The following is a 16,909-nucleotide window of genomic DNA, read 5'->3' as shown; positions in this document are numbered from 1 at the left end:
AGCGACCGCAAGATTGGGAATTGCCCGTGATCCTGACCCTGCAGATCATCCTCATCGTGACCAGCCTGCTGCTGATCGCGCTGATCCTGCTGCAGCGCAGCAAGGGCGGGGGACTGACCAGTCTCTTCGGCGGCGGCGTCCAGTCGAGCCTGTCGGGCTCGGCCGCCGCGGACCGCAACGTCGCCCGCTACACCGTCTTCGTCGGGCTGATCTGGTTCATCGCGGTGGTCGGCAACGGCCTCATGCTGGCCGGGTCCTGACCGGCGACGGCCGCAGGGCGAGCGAGAGGGGACACCGAGATGGCTGGTGGCAACGCGATCCGCGGCACCCGGGTCGGGGCCGGTCCGATGGGGGAGTCCGAGCGCGGTGAGACCGCCGCACGCGAGCGGATCCCGTTCTACTGCGCGAACGGACACGTCAACAACACGTGGTTCTCCGCGGACGCCGAGGTCCCCGAGACCTGGGACTGCCCGCGCTGTGGCCTGCCCGGCGGGCGCGACGCCCAGAACCCGCCGGCCGCGCCGCGCACCGAGCCGTACAAGACGCACCTGGCGTACGTGAAGGAGCGGCGCAGCGACGCCGACGGCGAGGCCATCCTGGAGGAGGCCCTCGGTCGGCTGCGGGCGTCGCGGGAGCTGTGATCGCGGGCCCGGGTGCCCTGCTGCTGCGGGCCCGGCGCCGGGCCGGGCGGCTGCTCGACGAGGCACTCGCCCGGCACACCGCCGCGCAGACGGCCGTGCTGCGTTCCGAGCTGGCCGCGTTGCGCGACGAGCTGGACGCCCGCGTCCGCAGCGAGGTCGACCGCGCCGTCGCGGAGATCCGCGCGGTGGAGATCCGCGACCGCCGTGACACGATCGCCGCCACCGAGCGGGAGGTCGTCGCCGGCACCGCCCGGTTCGTGCGCGAGCACCTCGGCGACGCGGTCCCGCTGTCCGGCCCCGAGGCGACCCTGGAGCACGCGCTCGGGCTGGCGCCCACCGGCGGGATGGCGCTGGAGTTCGGCGTCTACCGCGGGGAGACGTTGCGGGCGATCGCCGCGCACCGCGGGGACGGACGGGTCCACGGCTTCGACACGTTCACCGGCCTGCCCGAGAACTGGCGGCCGGGGTTCCCGGCCGGCGCCTTCGACGACCTCGCCGAGCTGCCCGAGGTACCGGGTGCCGAGCTGGTGGTCGGCCTGTTCGACGACACCCTCGACCGGTTCCTGGCCACCCACCCCGGCCCGGTGGACTTCCTGCACGTCGACTCCGACCTGTACTCCTCGGCCGTGACTGTGCTGGAGGCCGTCGGCCCCCGGCTGCGGCCGGGCAGCATCGTGCTGTTCGACGAGTTCTTCAACTTCCCCGACTGGGAGCGCCACGAGGCCCGCGCGTGGTGGGAGTACGCCGAGAAGCACGGGGTGCGCCACCGCTACGCCTGCTACACCCACGACCACGAGCAGGTGGCGGTCCGGATCGAGGGGACCGCTCCCCACGCGGGCCCCGCGCCCCGTCCGAGATAGGTTCCCAGGGTATGACCCGCTGGACGCTGCCCCCGGAGCAGATCCCCTCGGCCTGGTTCAACGTCGTCCCGCACCTGCCGAGCCCGTCGCAGCCGCCGCTGCACCCGGGGACCCGGGAGCCGGTGGGTCCCGACGACCTCGCGCCGCTGTTCCCGATGTCGCTGATCGAGCAGGAGGTCAGCGACGAGCCGTGGATCGACGTCCCCGGCGAGGTGCTCGACATCCTCAAGCTCTGGCGGCCGACGCCGCTGCAGCGGGCGCGCAGGCTCGAGCAGGCGCTCGGTACCCCGGCGCGGATCTACTACAAGGACGAGTCGGTCTCGCCGTCCGGCAGCCACAAGACCAACACGGCGGTGGCGCAGGCGTTCTACAACGCGGGCGAGGGGACGAAGCGGCTCACCACCGAGACCGGCGCCGGCCAGTGGGGCACCGCGCTGGCGTTCGCCGCGGCCCAGTTCGGGCTGGACCTGAAGGTCTACATGGTGCGCGCGTCGTACGGGCAGAAGCCCTACCGCCGGATCGCGATCGAGACCTGGGGCGGCGAGGTCGTGCCGTCCCCGGTCGACGAACCGGACCAGCCGGGCTCGCTCGGCTCGGCGATCTCCGACGCGGTGCGGGACTGCGTCGGGCGCGACGACACCCACTACGCGCTGGGCTCGGTGCTCAACCACGTGCTCCTGCACCAGACGGTGATCGGCCTGGAGGCACGGGAACAGCTGGGCCAGGCCGGGGAGGGCCTGCCGGACGTCGTCGTGGGGTCCTGCGGTGGCGGCTCCAACCTGGGCGGGATCACCTTCCCGTTCGTCCCGGACGCGGGGGTCCGGCTGGTCGCGGTGGAACCGCTGTCCTGCCCGACGCTCACCCAGGGCCGCTACGACTACGACTTCGGCGACGTCGGGGGCCTCACCCCGCTGCTGCCGATGTACACCCTCGGGCACGACTTCGTGCCGCCGTCGATCCACGCCGGTGGGCTGCGCTACCACGGCAGCTCGCCGCTGGTGTCGTCGCTGGTCAAGGACGGCCGGATGGAGGCCACCGCCTACCCGCAGGGGAAGGTGTTCGAGGCGGCGGTCCGGTTCGCCCGCACCGAGGGCCGCATCCCGGCGCCGGAGTGCGGGCACGCGGTCGCGGCGGCGATCGACGAGGCGCTCGCCGCCAAGGAGACCGGTGCGGAGAAGGTCATCCTGTTCAACTTCTCCGGGCACGGCTTCCTCGACCTCGCCGCCTACGACGACCACAACCACGGCCGGCTCACCGACGAGATGGGCTGAGCCCGTACGGCTGCGGGTCAGCCGCGGCGCAGGGCCCGGAACAGCGCGGCGGTGTCGTGGCGGCGGAACCACGCGACCACGCAGACCGCGACCAGGGTCACCGCCGGGAACGCGATCATCTCCGGGATCAGGACCGCGGTGACCGAGACGGCCCCGATCATGAGTGCCACCTGGCAGGTGGCGGCGAGCCCGCACAGCCGGGGCACCAGCAGGGCGACCGCGCCGGCGAGCTCCAGCCAGCCGACGACGATCATTCCGGGGACGCCGAGGCCGAGCAGCTCGAACCCGGCGACGGCGATCGGGTCGCCGCTCACCTTGGGCAGCGCGGCCATCACGAAGACCCCGGCGAGCAGGACCTGCAGCACCCAGAGTGCGACGGTCCCGGCGACCGGGCGCCGGCGCGACGGGGTGGTGGTGCCGTGTGCGGATGCGGTGGTCATGGTGGGCTCCCCTCCCGGGGCGGCCCCGGGCGGGCCGCCGTCAGGAGTACCGACCGCGCCGGCCCACCGGACTCATCGGAGCCCGCCGGCCCGGTGCCGCCGAGTCCGGTGCCGCTGCGCCCGGTGCCGCTGCGCCCGGTGCCGCCGAGTCCGGTGCCGCTGCGTCCGGTGCCGCTGAGTCCTGTGCCGCCGAGTCCGGTGCCACCGCTGTCGCGGCGTGCTCCGCGCCGAGCGCGGCGGCGGCCGAGGCGAAGGCACGGTCGAAGAACAGGAAGCTGAGCAGCTCCGCCCCGTCGGTGGAGTCGACGTCCGGTACCCCGCCGCCGACCAGGCGTTCCAGCACGAACAGCGACGGGTTGCGCAGCGCGCGCAGGCCGCCGTACTCGCGGCGGCGCACCTCGGCGGCCAGCGCGGCGAGCTCGGCACCCCGGTCCGCGGGCGGCCCGGCGAACCAGGTCCCGATCCGGGCGTGCCGGTCGTCGGCACCCCGCTCCACCAGTTCGTTGACCGCGCGCAGCGTCCGCAGGTCCTCGGTGACCCCGGCCCCGAGGACGATCCGCAGCGCCAGCGCCGCGACGGCGTAGACGTCGGGGGCGTGCTCCGGCGGTGCCGGGCCCTCCGGGACCGGCACCGCGGGCGTGGTCGCGACGACCCCGATCCGGTCCGCCCCGAGCCGCAACGCGGGCTTGAGCGGGGTGTTGAGCCGCACCCCGCCGTCGAGGTACCAGCCGTCGTCGAGCCGGCGCGGGGCGAACAGCACCGGCACCGCGGCGGAGGCGAGCAGGTGGTCGGCGGTGAGCCGGGTGTCGACGTAGCGGATGTCGCGGCCCGGGTCGTACGGCGGTAGGGGTACCCCCGGCCCGCGCTCCACGAACACGACCGTCCCCCCGGTCCCGGCCGAGGTGCAGGCGACACCGACGGCGTCCACCGGGCCGCGGGCGATCGCGTGGTGCAGTCGGCCCCAGTCGACGACGCGTTCCACGACCGGGCGCAGGCGCTCGGCGTCGAGCAGCCGGGTCACCCGGTCCGGCAGCCCCAGCGCCCGCCGCAGCCACGACGGGAGGCCGAGCAGGTCCCCGGCGTAGGCGGCACCCGCCTCCAGCGCCGACGACGGCAGCGCAATCACCTCGTCGGTGCGCACCGACTCCCAGCGCGACACGAGCTCGGCGCTCGCGTCCTGCGGGTCGGTGCCGGTCAGGCCGGCCAGCGCGGCCACGTTCAGGGCACCGGCGCTCGTCCCGACCAGGATCGAGGGCGCGGACCAGGTGTGGGTGAGCCGGGGCAGCAGCTCGGTCAGCACGCCCGCCTCGTAGGCTCCCCGGGCTCCGGCGCCCGCCACCACGAGTCCCGTGCGCCCGGTCATCTCACCCACCTCCGGACCCGACGGTACCCGCGCGGACCGCCCGCTCCGCTCAGCCGCGCGGGACGGGGTGCACGAGCCCGGCCGCCCGGGTCGCGCGGTCGCGGGCGGTGTCGACGTCGTCGGCGTGGGCGACGGCGACACCCATCCGGCGCCGCTCGGTCGCGTGCGGCTTGCCGAACAGCCGCAGGTCCGCGCCCTCGACGGCGAGCGCCTCGGCGACACCGGTGTAGCCGGGAGCCTCGATGTCCGCGCCGCCGTAGACCACCGCGGAGGCGCCGGGGGTACGCAGGCCGGTGTCCACCGGCAGGCCGAGCACGGCGCGGGCGTGCAGCTCGAACTCCGAGAGCCGCTGGGTGGCCAGCGTGACCAGCCCGGTGTCGTGCGGGCGCGGGCTGACCTCGGAGAACAGCACCTCGGGCTCGGCGCCCTCGCGGACGAACAGCTCGACCCCGAAGACCCCGAGCCCGCCGAGCGCGTCGGTGACCCGCCCGGCGATGTCCTGGGAGGCGGCGAGCGCGGCCTGCGACATCGGCTGCGGCTGCCAGGACTCGACGTAGTCGCCGTGTTCCTGGCGGTGGCCGATCGGCTCGCAGAACGCCGTGCCGCCGGCGTGCCGCACGGTCAGCTGGGTGATCTCGTAGTCGAACTCGACGAAGCCCTCGACGATCACCCGCGGGTTGGGCACCCGGCCGGCGGTACGGGCGTGCTCCCAGGCGGCCTCGGCGTCGTCGGCCGAACGCAGCAGCGACTGGCCCTTACCGGAGGAGGACATGACCGGCTTGAGCACGCACGGCAGCCCGACCTCGTCGACCGCGGCCCGGACCTCCTCGAGGGTGTCCGCGAACGCGTAGGGCGAGGTCGGCAGGCCCAGCTTCTCGGCGGCGAGCCGGCGGATGCCCTCCCGGTCCATGGTCAGCTGCGCCGCCCGCGCGGTCGGTACCACCGTGGTGCCCGCGGCCTCGATCTCCACCAGGGCGTTCGTCGCGAGCGCCTCGATCTCCGGGATGATCAGGTCCGGCGACTCCTGCTCGATCAGGGTCGCGAGCGTGACCGGGTCGGTCATGTCGATCGCGTGCCACCGGTGCGCCACCTGGTGGGCCGGCGCGTGCGGGTAGCGGTCGACCGCCACGACCTCCACGCCGAGGCGCTGGAAGGCGATCGCGACCTCCTTGCCCAGCTCGCCCGAGCCGAGCAGCAGCACGCGGGTGGGGTCCGGGCCGAGCGGGGTGCCGATGCGCATGCGCCGGACCCTAACCGGAGCGCCCCCGCCCGGACCCGGTCGACGGGCGCGATCTCACACCGGCCGTCGCGCCGGTCAGGAGATCCGCGGGCGCAGGTCCTGCGGCAGCGCGCCGGCGGCCTCGGTGTCGAGCAGCCAGCGGGTGACCTCGGTACCCCGCGCCCCGCCGACCGGCAGCTCCGTCTCCGGCGCCCCGGCCAGCGCCCCGGCCACCGCGGGCGCCTTGGCCGCGCCGGCCGCGACCACCCACACTTCGCGGGAGCGCCGCGCCGCCGCGAGGGTCAGCGAGATCCGGGTCGGTGGCGGCTTCGGGCAGTCGAACACCGCGACCACGGTGGCGTCCTGCTCGTGCACGGCGGGGGAGTCCGGGAACACCGACAACGTGTGGCCCTCCCCGCCCATGCCGACCAGGGTGACGTCGAACGCGGGGATCCCGCCGCCCGGACCGGCCTGTTCGGCGAGCACCGCCGCGTAGTCCGCGGCGGCCGCCCGGGCCTCGTCGGCGGTGCCGCCGTCGGCCGGTGCGGCCGGCATCGGGTGCACCCGCGCCGGGTCGAGGGGGAGTGCGTCGAGGAGGGCCTCGCGGGCCTGCTTCTCGTTGCGCTCGTCGTCGTCGGCCGGGACGAACCGCTCGTCGCCCCAGAACACGTCCACCGCGCCCCAGTCGACGGCGTCGCGGGCGGGCGAGGCGGCGACGTCGCGCAGCAACGCGATGCCGACCCCGCCGCCGGTGAGCACCACCCGCGGCACGGTGCCGCGTGCCTGCAGGTCGACCAGCGTGGTGACGAGCCGCGCCGCGGTGGCCGCGGCGAGGGTGTCGGGGTCCGGGTGGACTGCGATCTGGACGGTCACGCTCACACCTTCACCGGGGTACGGCCGCGCGTCACCTGGGACACGCCGGCCAGGGCTTCCTCGTACACCTCGTCCGGGTCGAGCCGGCGCAGCTCCTCGGCCAGACAGTCCGAGACCTCGCGGCGGGCGAGTGCCACCAGCCGCTCCGGCTGGCCGGGCTGGGTGAGCCGGGCCGTCTTGCCGTCCGGGCGAGCCAGCTCCACGCTGCCGGACGGACGCACGAGCCGGACCAGGGACAGCCCGTTGGCGTGCTCCGACGGCGAGCGCTTCACCTTCACCCCGAGCGCGGACGCCAGCCAGCCGGCGACCAGCTCGGTCGACGGCGACACCGGCTCCCCGGCGACGACGGCCGAGCCGATCTCCTCGTAGGGCGGCATGTCCAGGGCCGCCGCGAGCTGGGCCCGCCAGTGCGTCAGCCGCGTCCAGGTCAGGTCGGTGTCGCCGGGGGCGTAGTCGCGACGGCGCTGCTCGAACGCCTTCGTCGGGTTCTTCGACGACAGTGCGTCGGTGATCCGGCGCTGCGCGAGCCGGCCCACGGCGTCCTCCGACGGCTTGGCCGGTGCCTCACCCGGCCACCACGCGACGACCGGGGCGTCCGGCAGCAGCAGCGGCATCACCATGCCGGCGCCGGCGTCCTCGGCGGCCAGCGCGCCGTAGCCGCGCAGCACGACGACCTCGCTGGCGCCCGCGTCGCCGCCGACCCGGATCTGGGCGTCGAGCCGCGGGGAGGCCCGGCGTTGCCCGCGGGCCAGGACGATCACCCGGCAGGGGTGCTCCCGGCTGGCGGCGTTGGCGGCGTCGATGGCGCGCTCGAGGTCCGGCCCGTCGTCGGTGACGACGACCAGGGTGAGCACCCGCCCGAGGGCGAAGACGCCGCCCGACTCGCGCAGCTCGACCAGCTTGCGGTTCACAGCCGAGGTGTTGCTCGACGGCAGATCAATGATCATCAATGGTCCCGTGAGTGGTTGTCGTTGCCCGGACCGCGAAAAGCACTCACGGGCGCCTCCACTGCCGGCCGGTGCGCGCGAGCATCTCCGCGGAGGAGTCCGGGCCCCAGGACCCGGCCGGGTAGCCGTCGGGCCCCTGCGGCAGCGACGCCCAGTGCTCGAGGACCGGGTCGAGGATCTCCCAGGACCGCTCGACCTCCTCGTTCACCGGGAACAGCGACGGCTCGCCGAGCAGCACGTCGAGGATGAGCCGCTCGTAGGCCTCGGGCGAGGACTCGGTGAAGGCGTTGCCGTAGCCGAAGTCCATCGTGACGTCGCGGACCTCCATCTGGTTGCCGGGCACCTTGGAGCCGAACCGGATCGTCGCCCCCTCGTCCGGCTGCACCCGGATGACCATGGCGTTCTGCCCGAGCTCCTCGGTCATCGTGGCGTCGAAGGGCAGGTGCGGGGCCCGCTTGAAGATCACCGCGATCTCGGTGACCCGGCGCCCGAGCCGCTTGCCGGTGCGCAGGTAGAACGGCACGCCGGCCCAGCGGCGGTTCTCCACCTCGCAGGTGATCGCGGCGAAGGTCTCGGTGGTGGACTCGGGGTTGAAACCCTCCTCCTCCTTGAGCCCAGGGACCTCCTCGCCGCCCTGCCAGCCGCCCTCGTACTGGCCCCGGGCGGTCGTCTCGTCCAGTGGCTGGGCCAGCTTGACCGCCTTGAGGACCTTGGTCTTCTCGGCGCGCAGCTCGTCCGAGGAGAACGAGGTCGGCTCCTCCATCGCGGTGAAGGCGAGCAGTTGCAGCAGGTGGTTCTGGATGACGTCGCGGGCCGCGCCGATGCCGTCGTAGTAGCCGGCCCGCCCGCCCAGGCCGATGTCCTCGGCCATGGTGATCTGGACGTGGTCGACGTAGTTGGCGTTCCAGATCGGCTCGAACAGCTGGTTCGCGAACCGCAGCGCGAGCACGTTCTGCACGGTCTCCTTGCCGAGGTAGTGGTCGATGCGGAACACCGAGTCCTCGGGGAAGACCTCGTTGACGATCGCGTTGAGCTCCTTGGCCGACTCCAGGTCGTGGCCGAACGGCTTCTCGATCACCACCCGGCGCCAGGTGTCCTCGTAGGAGCCGGAGAGCCCGGAGCGGGCGAGCTGCTTGCACACCACGGGGAACGCCGAGGGCGGTATCGACAGGTAGAACGCGTGGTTGCCGCCGGTGCCGCGCACCTCGTCGAGCTCACGGACGGTGCGCTCCAGCTCGTCGAACGCGGCGTCGTCGTCGAAGCTGCCCTGCACGAACCGCAGGCCCTCGGCGAGCCGGTCCCACACCTCCTGGCGGAACGGGGTGCGCGCGTGCTCGCGCACCGCGTCGTAGACGACCTGCCCGAAGTCCTCGGTCGCCCAGTCCCGCCGGGCGAAGCCGGTGAGGGCGAAACCGGGCGGCAGCAGGCCGCGGTTGGCGAGGTCGTAGATGGCCGGCATCAGCTTCTTGCGGGACAGGTCCCCGGTCACCCCGAAGATCACCAGTCCGCAGGGACCCGCGATGCGGGGGAGCCGCTTGTCGCGGGGGTCGCGCAGCGGGTTGGTCCGGCCGCCGTTCGCGGTGGGCATCGCTCCTAGAAGCCTCTCTCGTGCAGTGTGGCCGTGTCGGTGCCGGCACGGCCCTGGACGGCCCGTGCGAGCGTGACCAGGCCGGTCAGCCGGTCGGCGAGGTGCAGGTGCAGCACCGGGCGTCCCCGGCGCCGCTGGTCCTCGACGACCGCACGGGCCTGCGCCGCGTGCAGGCTATCCATTCCGGAGGGTTCCGGCGCGGTGCCGGCGACGAGCGCGTCGTCACCCGGTCCGTGCAGACCGGTGTCGGCGAGGTCGTCCGGGTCGTCCAGGCCGCCGCCGGTGAGGTGGCAGTGCGCGGCCCGGTCCGGCGCGCCGGTGTCCCCGCTGCGGCTGCCGGGAGCCCAGCCGAAGGCCACCGGCAGTCCCGTCCGCGCGCTGAGCGGGGCGCGCAGGACCCCGACCGAGGCGTCGGACTCCGGGTCCAGCCAGGCCGAGACGGTCAGGTGCCCGCCCTCGGCACGCGCGGCGTCGGCGAGCGCGTCCAGCGCCCCGGCGACGGTGTCCACCCCGGACGGGAGCCAGTCACCCGCGTGCACGACGACGCCCTCGTCGACGAACGCGGGCCCGTCCGGGGCGGGGCCCGTCCGGGGGATCGGCGGCGCCGGGGCGAACGGGTCGGTGCCGAGCACCCGGGCGGCCAGCGCGGCCGCGACCTGCCACAGCACGATCGTCGCGCCGGGGTCGGCGTCGGTGCGGACGGCGCCGTTCACGGCCCGGGGGACGGCTCCGGTGCCGTCGGCGTGGACGTCGACGACCCGGGGCGGTGCGGTGCCGTCGTGGTCGTCGCCGTCGTGGTCGTCCCCGTGGGCCCCGGCCCGGTCGCCGCCGTCGTCGTCGTGCCCGTCGTCACCGCGCCCGCCGTCGCCGTCGTCACAGCGCCTGTTGTCACCGCGCCGGTCGCCGCCGCCGCGGCCGTCGTCGCCGCGCCGGTCGTCGCTGCGCCTGTTGTCACTGCGCCGGTCGTCGCCGTCGTCTCCTCCGCCCGGAGTACCACCGGCGGCCGGGGGCACGGTCTCGTCCGGTGCCGCGGGCACCGCGACCAGCCCGGCCGCGGTCAGCAGCGGTGCGAGCCAGGCTGTGACGGCGGGGGAGCGGACCTCGTCGCGCAGCGCCAGCACCGACCCGCGGGCAGCGGCGAGGCCGCCGGCGAGCAGCAGCGCCGGGTTGTCGGGGTCGTCGGCGGCGAGCGCCTCCTCGGCGGGCACGGCGCCCGCCAACAACCCGGCGACGTCGGCACCGGCCAGCCCGGCCGGCACCAGACCCAGCGGGCCGAGCGCCCCGAACCGGCCCGGTACGTCGGCGTCGAGGGTGATCACCACCGGGGTGGTGTCCCCGGCTCCGGCGGTGTCCAGCGGGGAGCCCGGCTCGGTGAGGTGCACCGTGCGGGCGGCGAGGGTGTCCGGCCCGACCTCGTCGGCGAGCACCGCGGTCACCGCGTGGGCGACGGCACCGACGACCGGGTCGTCACCGGTGGCGTCGGCGATCACCAGCACGGTCTCGGTGAGCTCGCCGGAGAGCGCCTCCGCGAGCTGCACCGGGTCGGCCGAGTCGAGCGCGGTGAGTCGCGTGCTGCCGGGGGAGTGGGCGGCGACGAGCCGCGCGGCCGCGACGGCGTCCGGCGTCCCGACCAGCAGCACCCGGTGCGCGCCGGCGACCGCGAACCGTTCGCGCAGCGCGGCGATCTGCCCGCTCAGCGGGCGGGAGCGGCGGGCCAGCCCGGCCCAGCCGGTGGACGGGCCGGAGCGGCCGGGCGCGGCACCCGGCCGGGTGGGATCGCTCCCGGCGACCGGGGCGGGCCGAGCCCGGCCTGCCCCGGTCGCGGGCGCCGGCCAGACGCTGTCGTCGCCGTCGGCCAGCCGGGACGCCACCGTCTCGTCGGCCAGCTCGGCGGCGATGCGCCGGGCCGCGCCGGTGAACGGCTCACCGGCGAGGAGCACCCGCACCGGGGCACCGGACGCGGATCCGGACGGACCGCCGGTGGCGGCGGAGCCGAGATCGGCCCCGTCACCACCGGGAGAGTGCTCCGTCAACCAGCCCTCCACCAACCAGATCGTGCGCCGGTGACCCCGGCGCCGGCTGCTCCGCCGGTTACTTCGCGGCTTCTACTTCGGGGGCTACTTCGCGGCCTCGAGCTGCCGGCGGACGGTGTCCTGCAGCTCGGTCCAGGACTTCGCGAACTTGTCGACGCCCTCGTCCTCGAGCACGCGGTACACGTCGTCGAGGTCGACCCCGACGCCCTCCAGGTCGGTGAAGACCTGCTGGGCGGCACCGGCGGTGTCGGTGACCTTGTCGCCCTGCACCTCGCCGTGGTCGGCGAACGCCTCGAGGGTCTTCTCCGGCATGGTGTTGACGGTGTTGTCGACCACCAGCTCGGAGACGTAGAGCGTGTCCGGGTAGTCCGGGTTCTTGACCCCGGTCGAGGCCCACAGCGGCCGCTGGGCGTGAGCGCCCTTGGCCTTCAGCGCCTCCCAGCGGGCCCCGGAGAACGCGTTGCGGTATGCCGCGTAGGCCAGGCGGGAGTTGGCGATCGCGGCCTTGCCGCGCAGCGCCAGGGCCTCGTCGCTGCCGTTCGCCTCCAGCCGCTTGTCGATCTCGCTGTCCACCCGGGACACGAAGAACGAGCCGACGGAGTGGATACGGGACAGCTCCTGGCCGTTCTCCACCGCCTGCTCGAGGCCGGTGAGGTAGGCGTCCATGACGGCCTTGTAGCGCTCCACCGAGAAGATCAGCGTGACGTTGACGCTGATGCCGTCCGCGGTGGCCCGGGTGATGGCGGGCAGGCCCGCCTCCGTGGCCGGGATCTTGACCAGCAGGTTCGGCCGGTCGACGGCCTTCCACAGGTCCTGCGCCTGGGCGTAGGTCTGCTCGGTGTCGTGCGCGAGGTTCGGGTCGACCTCGAGCGAGACCCGGCCGTCGACACCGTCGGTCCTCTCCCAGGTGCCGGAGAAGACGTCGCAGGCCTGCTGCACGTCGGCCACGGTGATCTCGCGGATCGCGCTGTCGACGTCGGCGTCGCGGGCGGCGAGCTCGCGGACCTGCTCGTCGTAGGCGGCACCGTCGGCCAGGGCCCCCGCGAAGATCGTCGGGTTGGTCGTGACACCGACCAGGTGCCAGTCGGCGATCAGCCGGGCCAGGTTGCCGCTGTCGAGCCGCTCCCGCGACAGGTCGTCCAGCCAGATGGAGACCCCAGCCGCGGCGAGTGCGGCGAGTCGATCGTTGCTCATTCGTGTCTCCTTGCGATCGGGTGCCGGATCAGGCGGTCGTCCCGGCGGTGCCCGCCGCGGCGAGGGACCCGCGGGCGGCCGCGGCGACGGTCTCGGCGGTGAAGCCGAACTTCTCGAACAGGGTGGCCTGGTCGGCGCTGGCACCGAAGTGCTCGATCGACACCGAGCGGCCGGCGTCGCCGACGTACCCGCGCCACGGCATCGCGATGCCCGCCTCGACCGAGACGCGGGCCCGCACGGCCGCGGGCAGCACCGACTCGCGGTAGGCGTCGTCCTGCTGCTCGAACCACTCGACACACGGCATCGAGACGACCCGGGTGCCGACGCCCTCGGCCTCCAGGGCCTCGCGCGCGCCGAGGGCCAGGTGCAGCTCGGAACCGGTCGCGATGATCAGCACCTGGGGCCAGCCGGAGCCGGCCTCGGCGATGACGTAGCCGCCCCGGGCCACGCCCTCGGCGGAGGTGCCGGTCAGGGTGGGCACGTTCTGCCGGGTCAGCGCGAAGCCGACCGGGCCGCCGTCGACCTGCTCCAGGGCGGCCTTCCAGGCGTAGGCGGTCTCGTTGGCGTCACCGGGGCGCACGACCGACAGGCCGGGGATCCCCCGCAGCGCGGCGAGGTGCTCGATCGGCTGGTGGGTCGGGCCATCCTCGCCGAGGCCGATCGAGTCGTGCGTCCACACGTAGATCGGGTTGGTCTTCATCAGCGCGGCCAGCCGCACGGCCGGGCGCATGTAGTCGGAGAAGACCAGGAAGGTGCCGCCGTAGGGCCGGGTCGGGCCGTGCAGCGCGATCCCGTTGAGCACCGCGCCCATCGCGTGCTCGCGGACGCCGAAGTGCAGCGTCCGCCCGTACGGGGTGGCGTTCCACATGCCGGTCGCGGCGGAGCGCGGGCCGAACGAGTCGGCGCCCTTCATCGTGGTGTTGTTGGACTCGGCCAGGTCGGCCGAGCCGCCCCACAGCTCGGGCAGCGCGTCGGCGACGGCGGCCAGCACCGCGCCGGAGGCCTTGCGGGTGGCCAGGCCCTTCTCGTCGGCGTCCCAGTGCGGGAGGTTCGCGTCCCAGCCGTCGGGCAGGCGACCGGCGAGGAGGCGGTCCAGCAGCCGCTTGCGCTCCGGCTCGCGCTGCGCCCACTCGTCGAAGGTGCCCTGCCAGGTGTCGTGCACCTCCCGGGACCGCTCGCCGACGGCCCGGGTGTGCTTGAGGACGTCCTCGTCGACCTCGAAGTTCTGGTCCGGGTCGAAGCCCAGCACCTTCTTGACCTCGCGGACCTCCTCGTCGCCGAGGGCGGCGCCGTGCGCGGCACCGGTGTTCATCTTGTTCGGCGCCGGGTAGCCGATCACGGTCCGCAGCATGATGAACGACGGCCGCGAGGTCTCGGCCCGCGCCGCCTCGAGGGCCTCGAGGATGCCGGTGACGTTCTCGCCGCCGTCGACGACCTGGACGTGCCAGCCGTAGGCCTCGTAGCGCTTGGCCGTGTCCTCGTTGAGGGCGATGGTGGTGTCGTCCTCGATGGAGATCTCGTTGGCGTCGTAGATCACCGTGAGGTTGCCCAGCTCCTGGCGGCCGGCCAGCGACGACGCCTCGGAGGTGACGCCCTCCTCGATGTCGCCGTCCGAGGCGATCACGTAGATCTGGTGGTCGAACGGCGAGGCGCCCTCGGCGGCGTCCGGGTCGAACAGGCCGCGCTCACGGCGGGCGGCGATCGCCATGCCGACCGCGGAGGACAGGCCCTGGCCCAGCGGCCCGGTGGTCATCTCGACACCGCGGGTGTGGCCGTACTCCGGGTGGCCCGGGGTCAGCGATCCCCACTGCCGCAGCTGCTCCAGGTCCTCGCGCTCCAGGCCGTAGCCGGCGAGGTAGAGCTGGATGTACAGGGTCAGGCTGGAGTGCCCGGCGGACAGCACGAACCGGTCGCGGCCCATCCAGTCCGGGTCGGCCGGGTCGTGCCGCATGACCCGCTGGAACAGCGTGTACGCCAGCGGGGCCAGGCTCATCGCGGTGCCCGGGTGTCCGCTGCCGCACTTCTGGACCGCGTCCGCGGCGAGTACGCGGATCGTGTCCACGGCCCTGCGGTCGAGGTCGGTCCAGTCGTCGGGCACGTGCGCGCGGGTGAGCGCGGCGACGGCGCTGTCCCCGGCGTGGGGGGACATGGCGGTGTCGGACAAAGCGGTGACTCCTGTACTCGCATCGGCGTGTGACGGTCGAGCCGTAGGCTGCAACGGGCGTGTCACGGCGGGTGTGTCACGCACCGCCCGGTGGCGACACGGCACCGCGTGTGGTGCGGATCGGGGCTGTCGTACTCCGACCCGGATCACCCGGCGGCACCGTCGCCGCCCCCGGCTCCCGTCCACCCTACTGCGCGGGCCTGTCGCCTGCGGCTTTGCCGCCCGGCGCGGTGGGCGGTCGCGACGCCCACGCGGGCCTACCCGGGCGCCCCCGATCGCATGCGACGGGTTAGCATCGACGCGCTGTAGAACTAGAGGAGCGCCGCCACCGCAGCGACCCCGGCTCTCAGCACTGTGCCGCACGGTGGTGCATCGTGGCGGTGCAGATTCCGAACTGCCGAGCCGAGCGAGGTACGAACAGGTGAGCGCACCCGCGTCGCGGCGGAGCCGGGCGGAGCAGTCCGCACGGCCGGGACGGACGGAGGCGTCCGCGACGGCCGGTGCCGGAGTGCCCGGCGTTCCGCCGGTTTCCCCGGAGCCGGTGGAGCCCGTTCTCGACGCTCCGCAGGTCGCGGTGCCCACGGGCCGGATGGCCCGGGTCCGCGCCACGCTGCAGGCCTACCTGGGCCTGACCAAGACCCGGATCATCGAGCAGCTGCTCGTGGTCACCGTGCCCGCCATGTTCCTGGCCCAGCGCGGTGTCCCGTCGCTGTGGCTGATCGTCGCGACGCTGATCGGCGGTGCCGTCGCCGCGGCGGCGGCACACGCGCTCAACTGCGTGGTCGACGCCGACATCGACCAGAAGATGAAGCGCACCGCGCGGCGTCCGCTGGCGAAGGGGCAGGTCCCGAAGAGCCACGCGCTCGTGTTCGGGCTGGTGCTCTCCGCGGCCAGCTCAGTGTGGCTGGCGTTCACGACGAACTGGCTCGCCGCCGTCCTCGCGCTGGCGGCGATCGCCTTCTACGTCCTCGTCTACACCCTGCTGCTCAAGCGGCGGACCTCGCAGAACATCGTCTGGGGCGGTGCCGCGGGCTGCATGCCGGTGGTGATCGGCTGGGCCGCGGTGACCGGGACCGTCGAGTGGCCCGCGCTGGTCATGTTCGGCGTGATCTTCTTCTGGACGCCGCCGCACTTCTGGGCGCTGGCGATGCGCTACCGCGAGGACTACGCCGCGGCCGGTGTCCCGATGCTGCCGGTCGTCGCCCCGGCGGCCGCGGTGTCGGTCCGGATCGTGGTCTACAGCTGGGTGATGGTGGCCTGGAGCCTGCTCCTGCTGCCGGCGACGTCGTGGGTGTACCTGGCCGTCGCGCTGCTCAGCGGGGCCTACTTCATCCTCAAGGCGCACCGGCTGCACAGCGAGGTCAAGGCGGGCGGTGAGGTCTCGCCGATGCCGCTGTTCCACCTGTCGAACCTGTACCTGTGCGTGCTGTTCGCGGCCATCGCCGTCGACGCCGCGCTGGGGCTGCCGGTCCTGTTCTGACTCCCCGTGCCCGCGTGGGCGGCGACGCTCACGTGGGGTCGGGGTCGGGGTCGGCCCCGGTCGCACTGTGTCTCAACGACCCGCCGCCCGGGGGGCCGGGTGTCGCCGCCGGTGTGTCCGGACGGGTGCGAGCCTCCGGCCAGGTCGAGCCACCTCCGGACATCGGGAATCGTCCGCACACGGAGGCTGCGCCGTTCGGTTCGCTGCCCGGCAGCTCGTCGCGCACGCCGGGTCGGGGTGCCGAGGGCCCGTTATGGGCGACAGCGTGCATGTCGGGGTGGGTGTCGGTACCGAGCAGCACGTTCTCGCCCTTCGAGGGGCGACAGGGTGCGTCCGGGCGAGCCGTGGGGGTCGAGTGGCACGCTCTCGTCCTCTGGAGGGCGGAAGCGTGCGCGTCGCCGCACCGGAGCCTGTTGATCAGGACCTACCCGCTTGTCGCGGGGCGGAAGCGCGCATCTCGACGCACCGGGGCCTGTCGATCAGCACCGTCCCGCCCAGTAGAGGGCGGAAGCGCGCATGCCTCAGCGCCGCAGGCTGTTGATCAGCACTTCCGCGCCCAGTCCGGGGCGGAAGCGCGCATGTCGCCAGACCAGGGCCTGTTGACCAGCACGGTCGCGCCCAGCGCGGGCGAGAGCGTGCATGTCACTGCACCAACGCCTGTCGATCAGCACCTACCCGCCCGACGCGGGGCGAAAGCGGGCACGTCACTGCGCCAGGGCCTGTCGATCAGCACAGTCCCGCCCCGCGGAGAGCTGGCCGGGCCGGTTCGACAGGTGTCACCCCGGCACGCCAACCCGGCCACCCCGCGGCCCGCCGCGAACTTTTCACCAAGAAAT

Annotated in this window: 14 protein-coding genes; 5 read left to right on the top strand and 9 right to left on the bottom strand. The window is 74.2% G+C overall.

All coding sequences use genetic code 11. The features are described from left to right. Positions 1 to 26 precede the first annotated feature (26 nt). The 4 genes from secG to BM093_RS17205 are packed head-to-tail and all read left to right on the top strand — an operon-like array spanning position 27 to position 2,772. Complete coding sequence (gene secG, locus BM093_RS17220; protein WP_093344432.1) at positions 27 to 260, top strand: preprotein translocase subunit SecG; 234 nt, start codon at positions 27 to 29, stop codon at positions 258 to 260. A 39-nt stretch (positions 261 to 299) separates the two neighbouring features. Further along, positions 300 to 641, top strand: coding sequence for an RNA polymerase-binding protein RbpA (locus BM093_RS17215; protein WP_093344430.1), 342 nt, complete (start codon positions 300 to 302; stop codon positions 639 to 641). After that, positions 638 to 1,501: a class I SAM-dependent methyltransferase gene (locus tag BM093_RS17210; RefSeq protein WP_245773587.1), complete on the top strand. Its 864-nt coding sequence runs from the start codon at positions 638 to 640 to the stop codon at positions 1,499 to 1,501. The genes BM093_RS17215 and BM093_RS17210 overlap by 4 nt, the downstream gene beginning before the upstream one ends. An 11-nt stretch (positions 1,502 to 1,512) precedes the next feature. Then, entirely contained in the window at positions 1,513 to 2,772 is a 1,260-nt protein-coding gene (locus tag BM093_RS17205) for a TrpB-like pyridoxal phosphate-dependent enzyme (RefSeq protein ID WP_093344428.1), read from the top strand. A gap of 17 nt (positions 2,773 to 2,789) precedes the next feature. On the opposite strand, the gene BM093_RS17200 is transcribed toward BM093_RS17205, so the two are convergent. The 9 genes from BM093_RS17200 to tkt all read right to left on the bottom strand — a co-directional run bounded on the left by BM093_RS17200 (position 2,790) and on the right by tkt (position 14,578). Continuing rightward, entirely contained in the window at positions 2,790 to 3,212 is a 423-nt protein-coding gene (locus BM093_RS17200; RefSeq protein ID WP_093344426.1) for a DoxX family protein, read from the bottom strand. A 40-nt stretch (positions 3,213 to 3,252) separates the two neighbouring features. Then, on the bottom strand, positions 3,253 to 4,575 hold the full coding sequence (locus BM093_RS17195) for a patatin-like phospholipase family protein (RefSeq protein ID WP_177238532.1): 1,323 nt from the start codon (positions 4,573 to 4,575) through the stop codon (positions 3,253 to 3,255). A 49-nt stretch (positions 4,576 to 4,624) separates the two neighbouring features. Then, positions 4,625 to 5,815 (bottom strand): formate-dependent phosphoribosylglycinamide formyltransferase, encoded by a 1,191-nt coding sequence (purT, locus tag BM093_RS17190; protein ID WP_093344423.1) that lies wholly within the window; start codon positions 5,813 to 5,815, stop codon positions 4,625 to 4,627. A 75-nt stretch (positions 5,816 to 5,890) separates the two neighbouring features. Continuing rightward, positions 5,891 to 6,673, bottom strand: a complete 783-nt coding sequence (gene pgl / locus BM093_RS17185) for a 6-phosphogluconolactonase (RefSeq protein WP_093344421.1) — start codon at positions 6,671 to 6,673, stop codon at positions 5,891 to 5,893. Further along, positions 6,670 to 7,614 carry a glucose-6-phosphate dehydrogenase assembly protein OpcA gene (opcA, locus tag BM093_RS17180; protein ID WP_093344419.1) on the bottom strand — a complete coding sequence of 315 codons (945 nt, stop codon included), beginning with the start codon at positions 7,612 to 7,614 and terminating at the stop codon, positions 6,670 to 6,672. Before opcA ends, pgl begins: the two co-directional genes overlap by 4 nt. A gap of 46 nt (positions 7,615 to 7,660) precedes the next feature. Next, positions 7,661 to 9,202: a glucose-6-phosphate dehydrogenase gene (gene zwf / locus BM093_RS17175; protein WP_093344417.1), complete on the bottom strand. Its 1,542-nt coding sequence runs from the start codon at positions 9,200 to 9,202 to the stop codon at positions 7,661 to 7,663. A 5-nt stretch (positions 9,203 to 9,207) separates the two neighbouring features. Further along, entirely contained in the window at positions 9,208 to 11,235 is a 2,028-nt protein-coding gene (locus BM093_RS17170) for a hypothetical protein (protein WP_143105415.1), read from the bottom strand. An 84-nt stretch (positions 11,236 to 11,319) separates the two neighbouring features. Further along, a complete protein-coding gene (gene tal, locus BM093_RS17165; protein WP_093344412.1) occupies positions 11,320 to 12,429 on the bottom strand; it encodes a transaldolase in 1,110 nt (369 codons plus the stop codon). 28 nt (positions 12,430 to 12,457) lie between these two features. Further along, positions 12,458 to 14,578 carry a transketolase gene (gene tkt / locus BM093_RS17160; RefSeq protein WP_093344744.1) on the bottom strand — a complete coding sequence of 707 codons (2,121 nt, stop codon included), beginning with the start codon at positions 14,576 to 14,578 and terminating at the stop codon, positions 12,458 to 12,460. Positions 14,579 to 15,182: 604 nt separating this feature from the next. Here tkt and BM093_RS17155 point away from each other — a divergent pair. Continuing rightward, the gene (locus tag BM093_RS17155; RefSeq protein ID WP_093344739.1) at positions 15,183 to 16,073 is read left to right on the top strand and encodes a heme o synthase; all 891 of its coding nucleotides are present in this window, start codon (positions 15,183 to 15,185) and stop codon (positions 16,071 to 16,073) included. Positions 16,074 to 16,909 lie beyond the last annotated feature (836 nt).

Source organism: Pseudonocardia ammonioxydans, assembly GCF_900115005.1.
Lineage (GTDB): Bacteria > Actinomycetota > Actinomycetes > Mycobacteriales > Pseudonocardiaceae > Pseudonocardia > Pseudonocardia ammonioxydans.
Note: the sequence above shows the minus strand (reverse complement) of the source record. Positions and strands in the feature narration are given on the sequence as shown.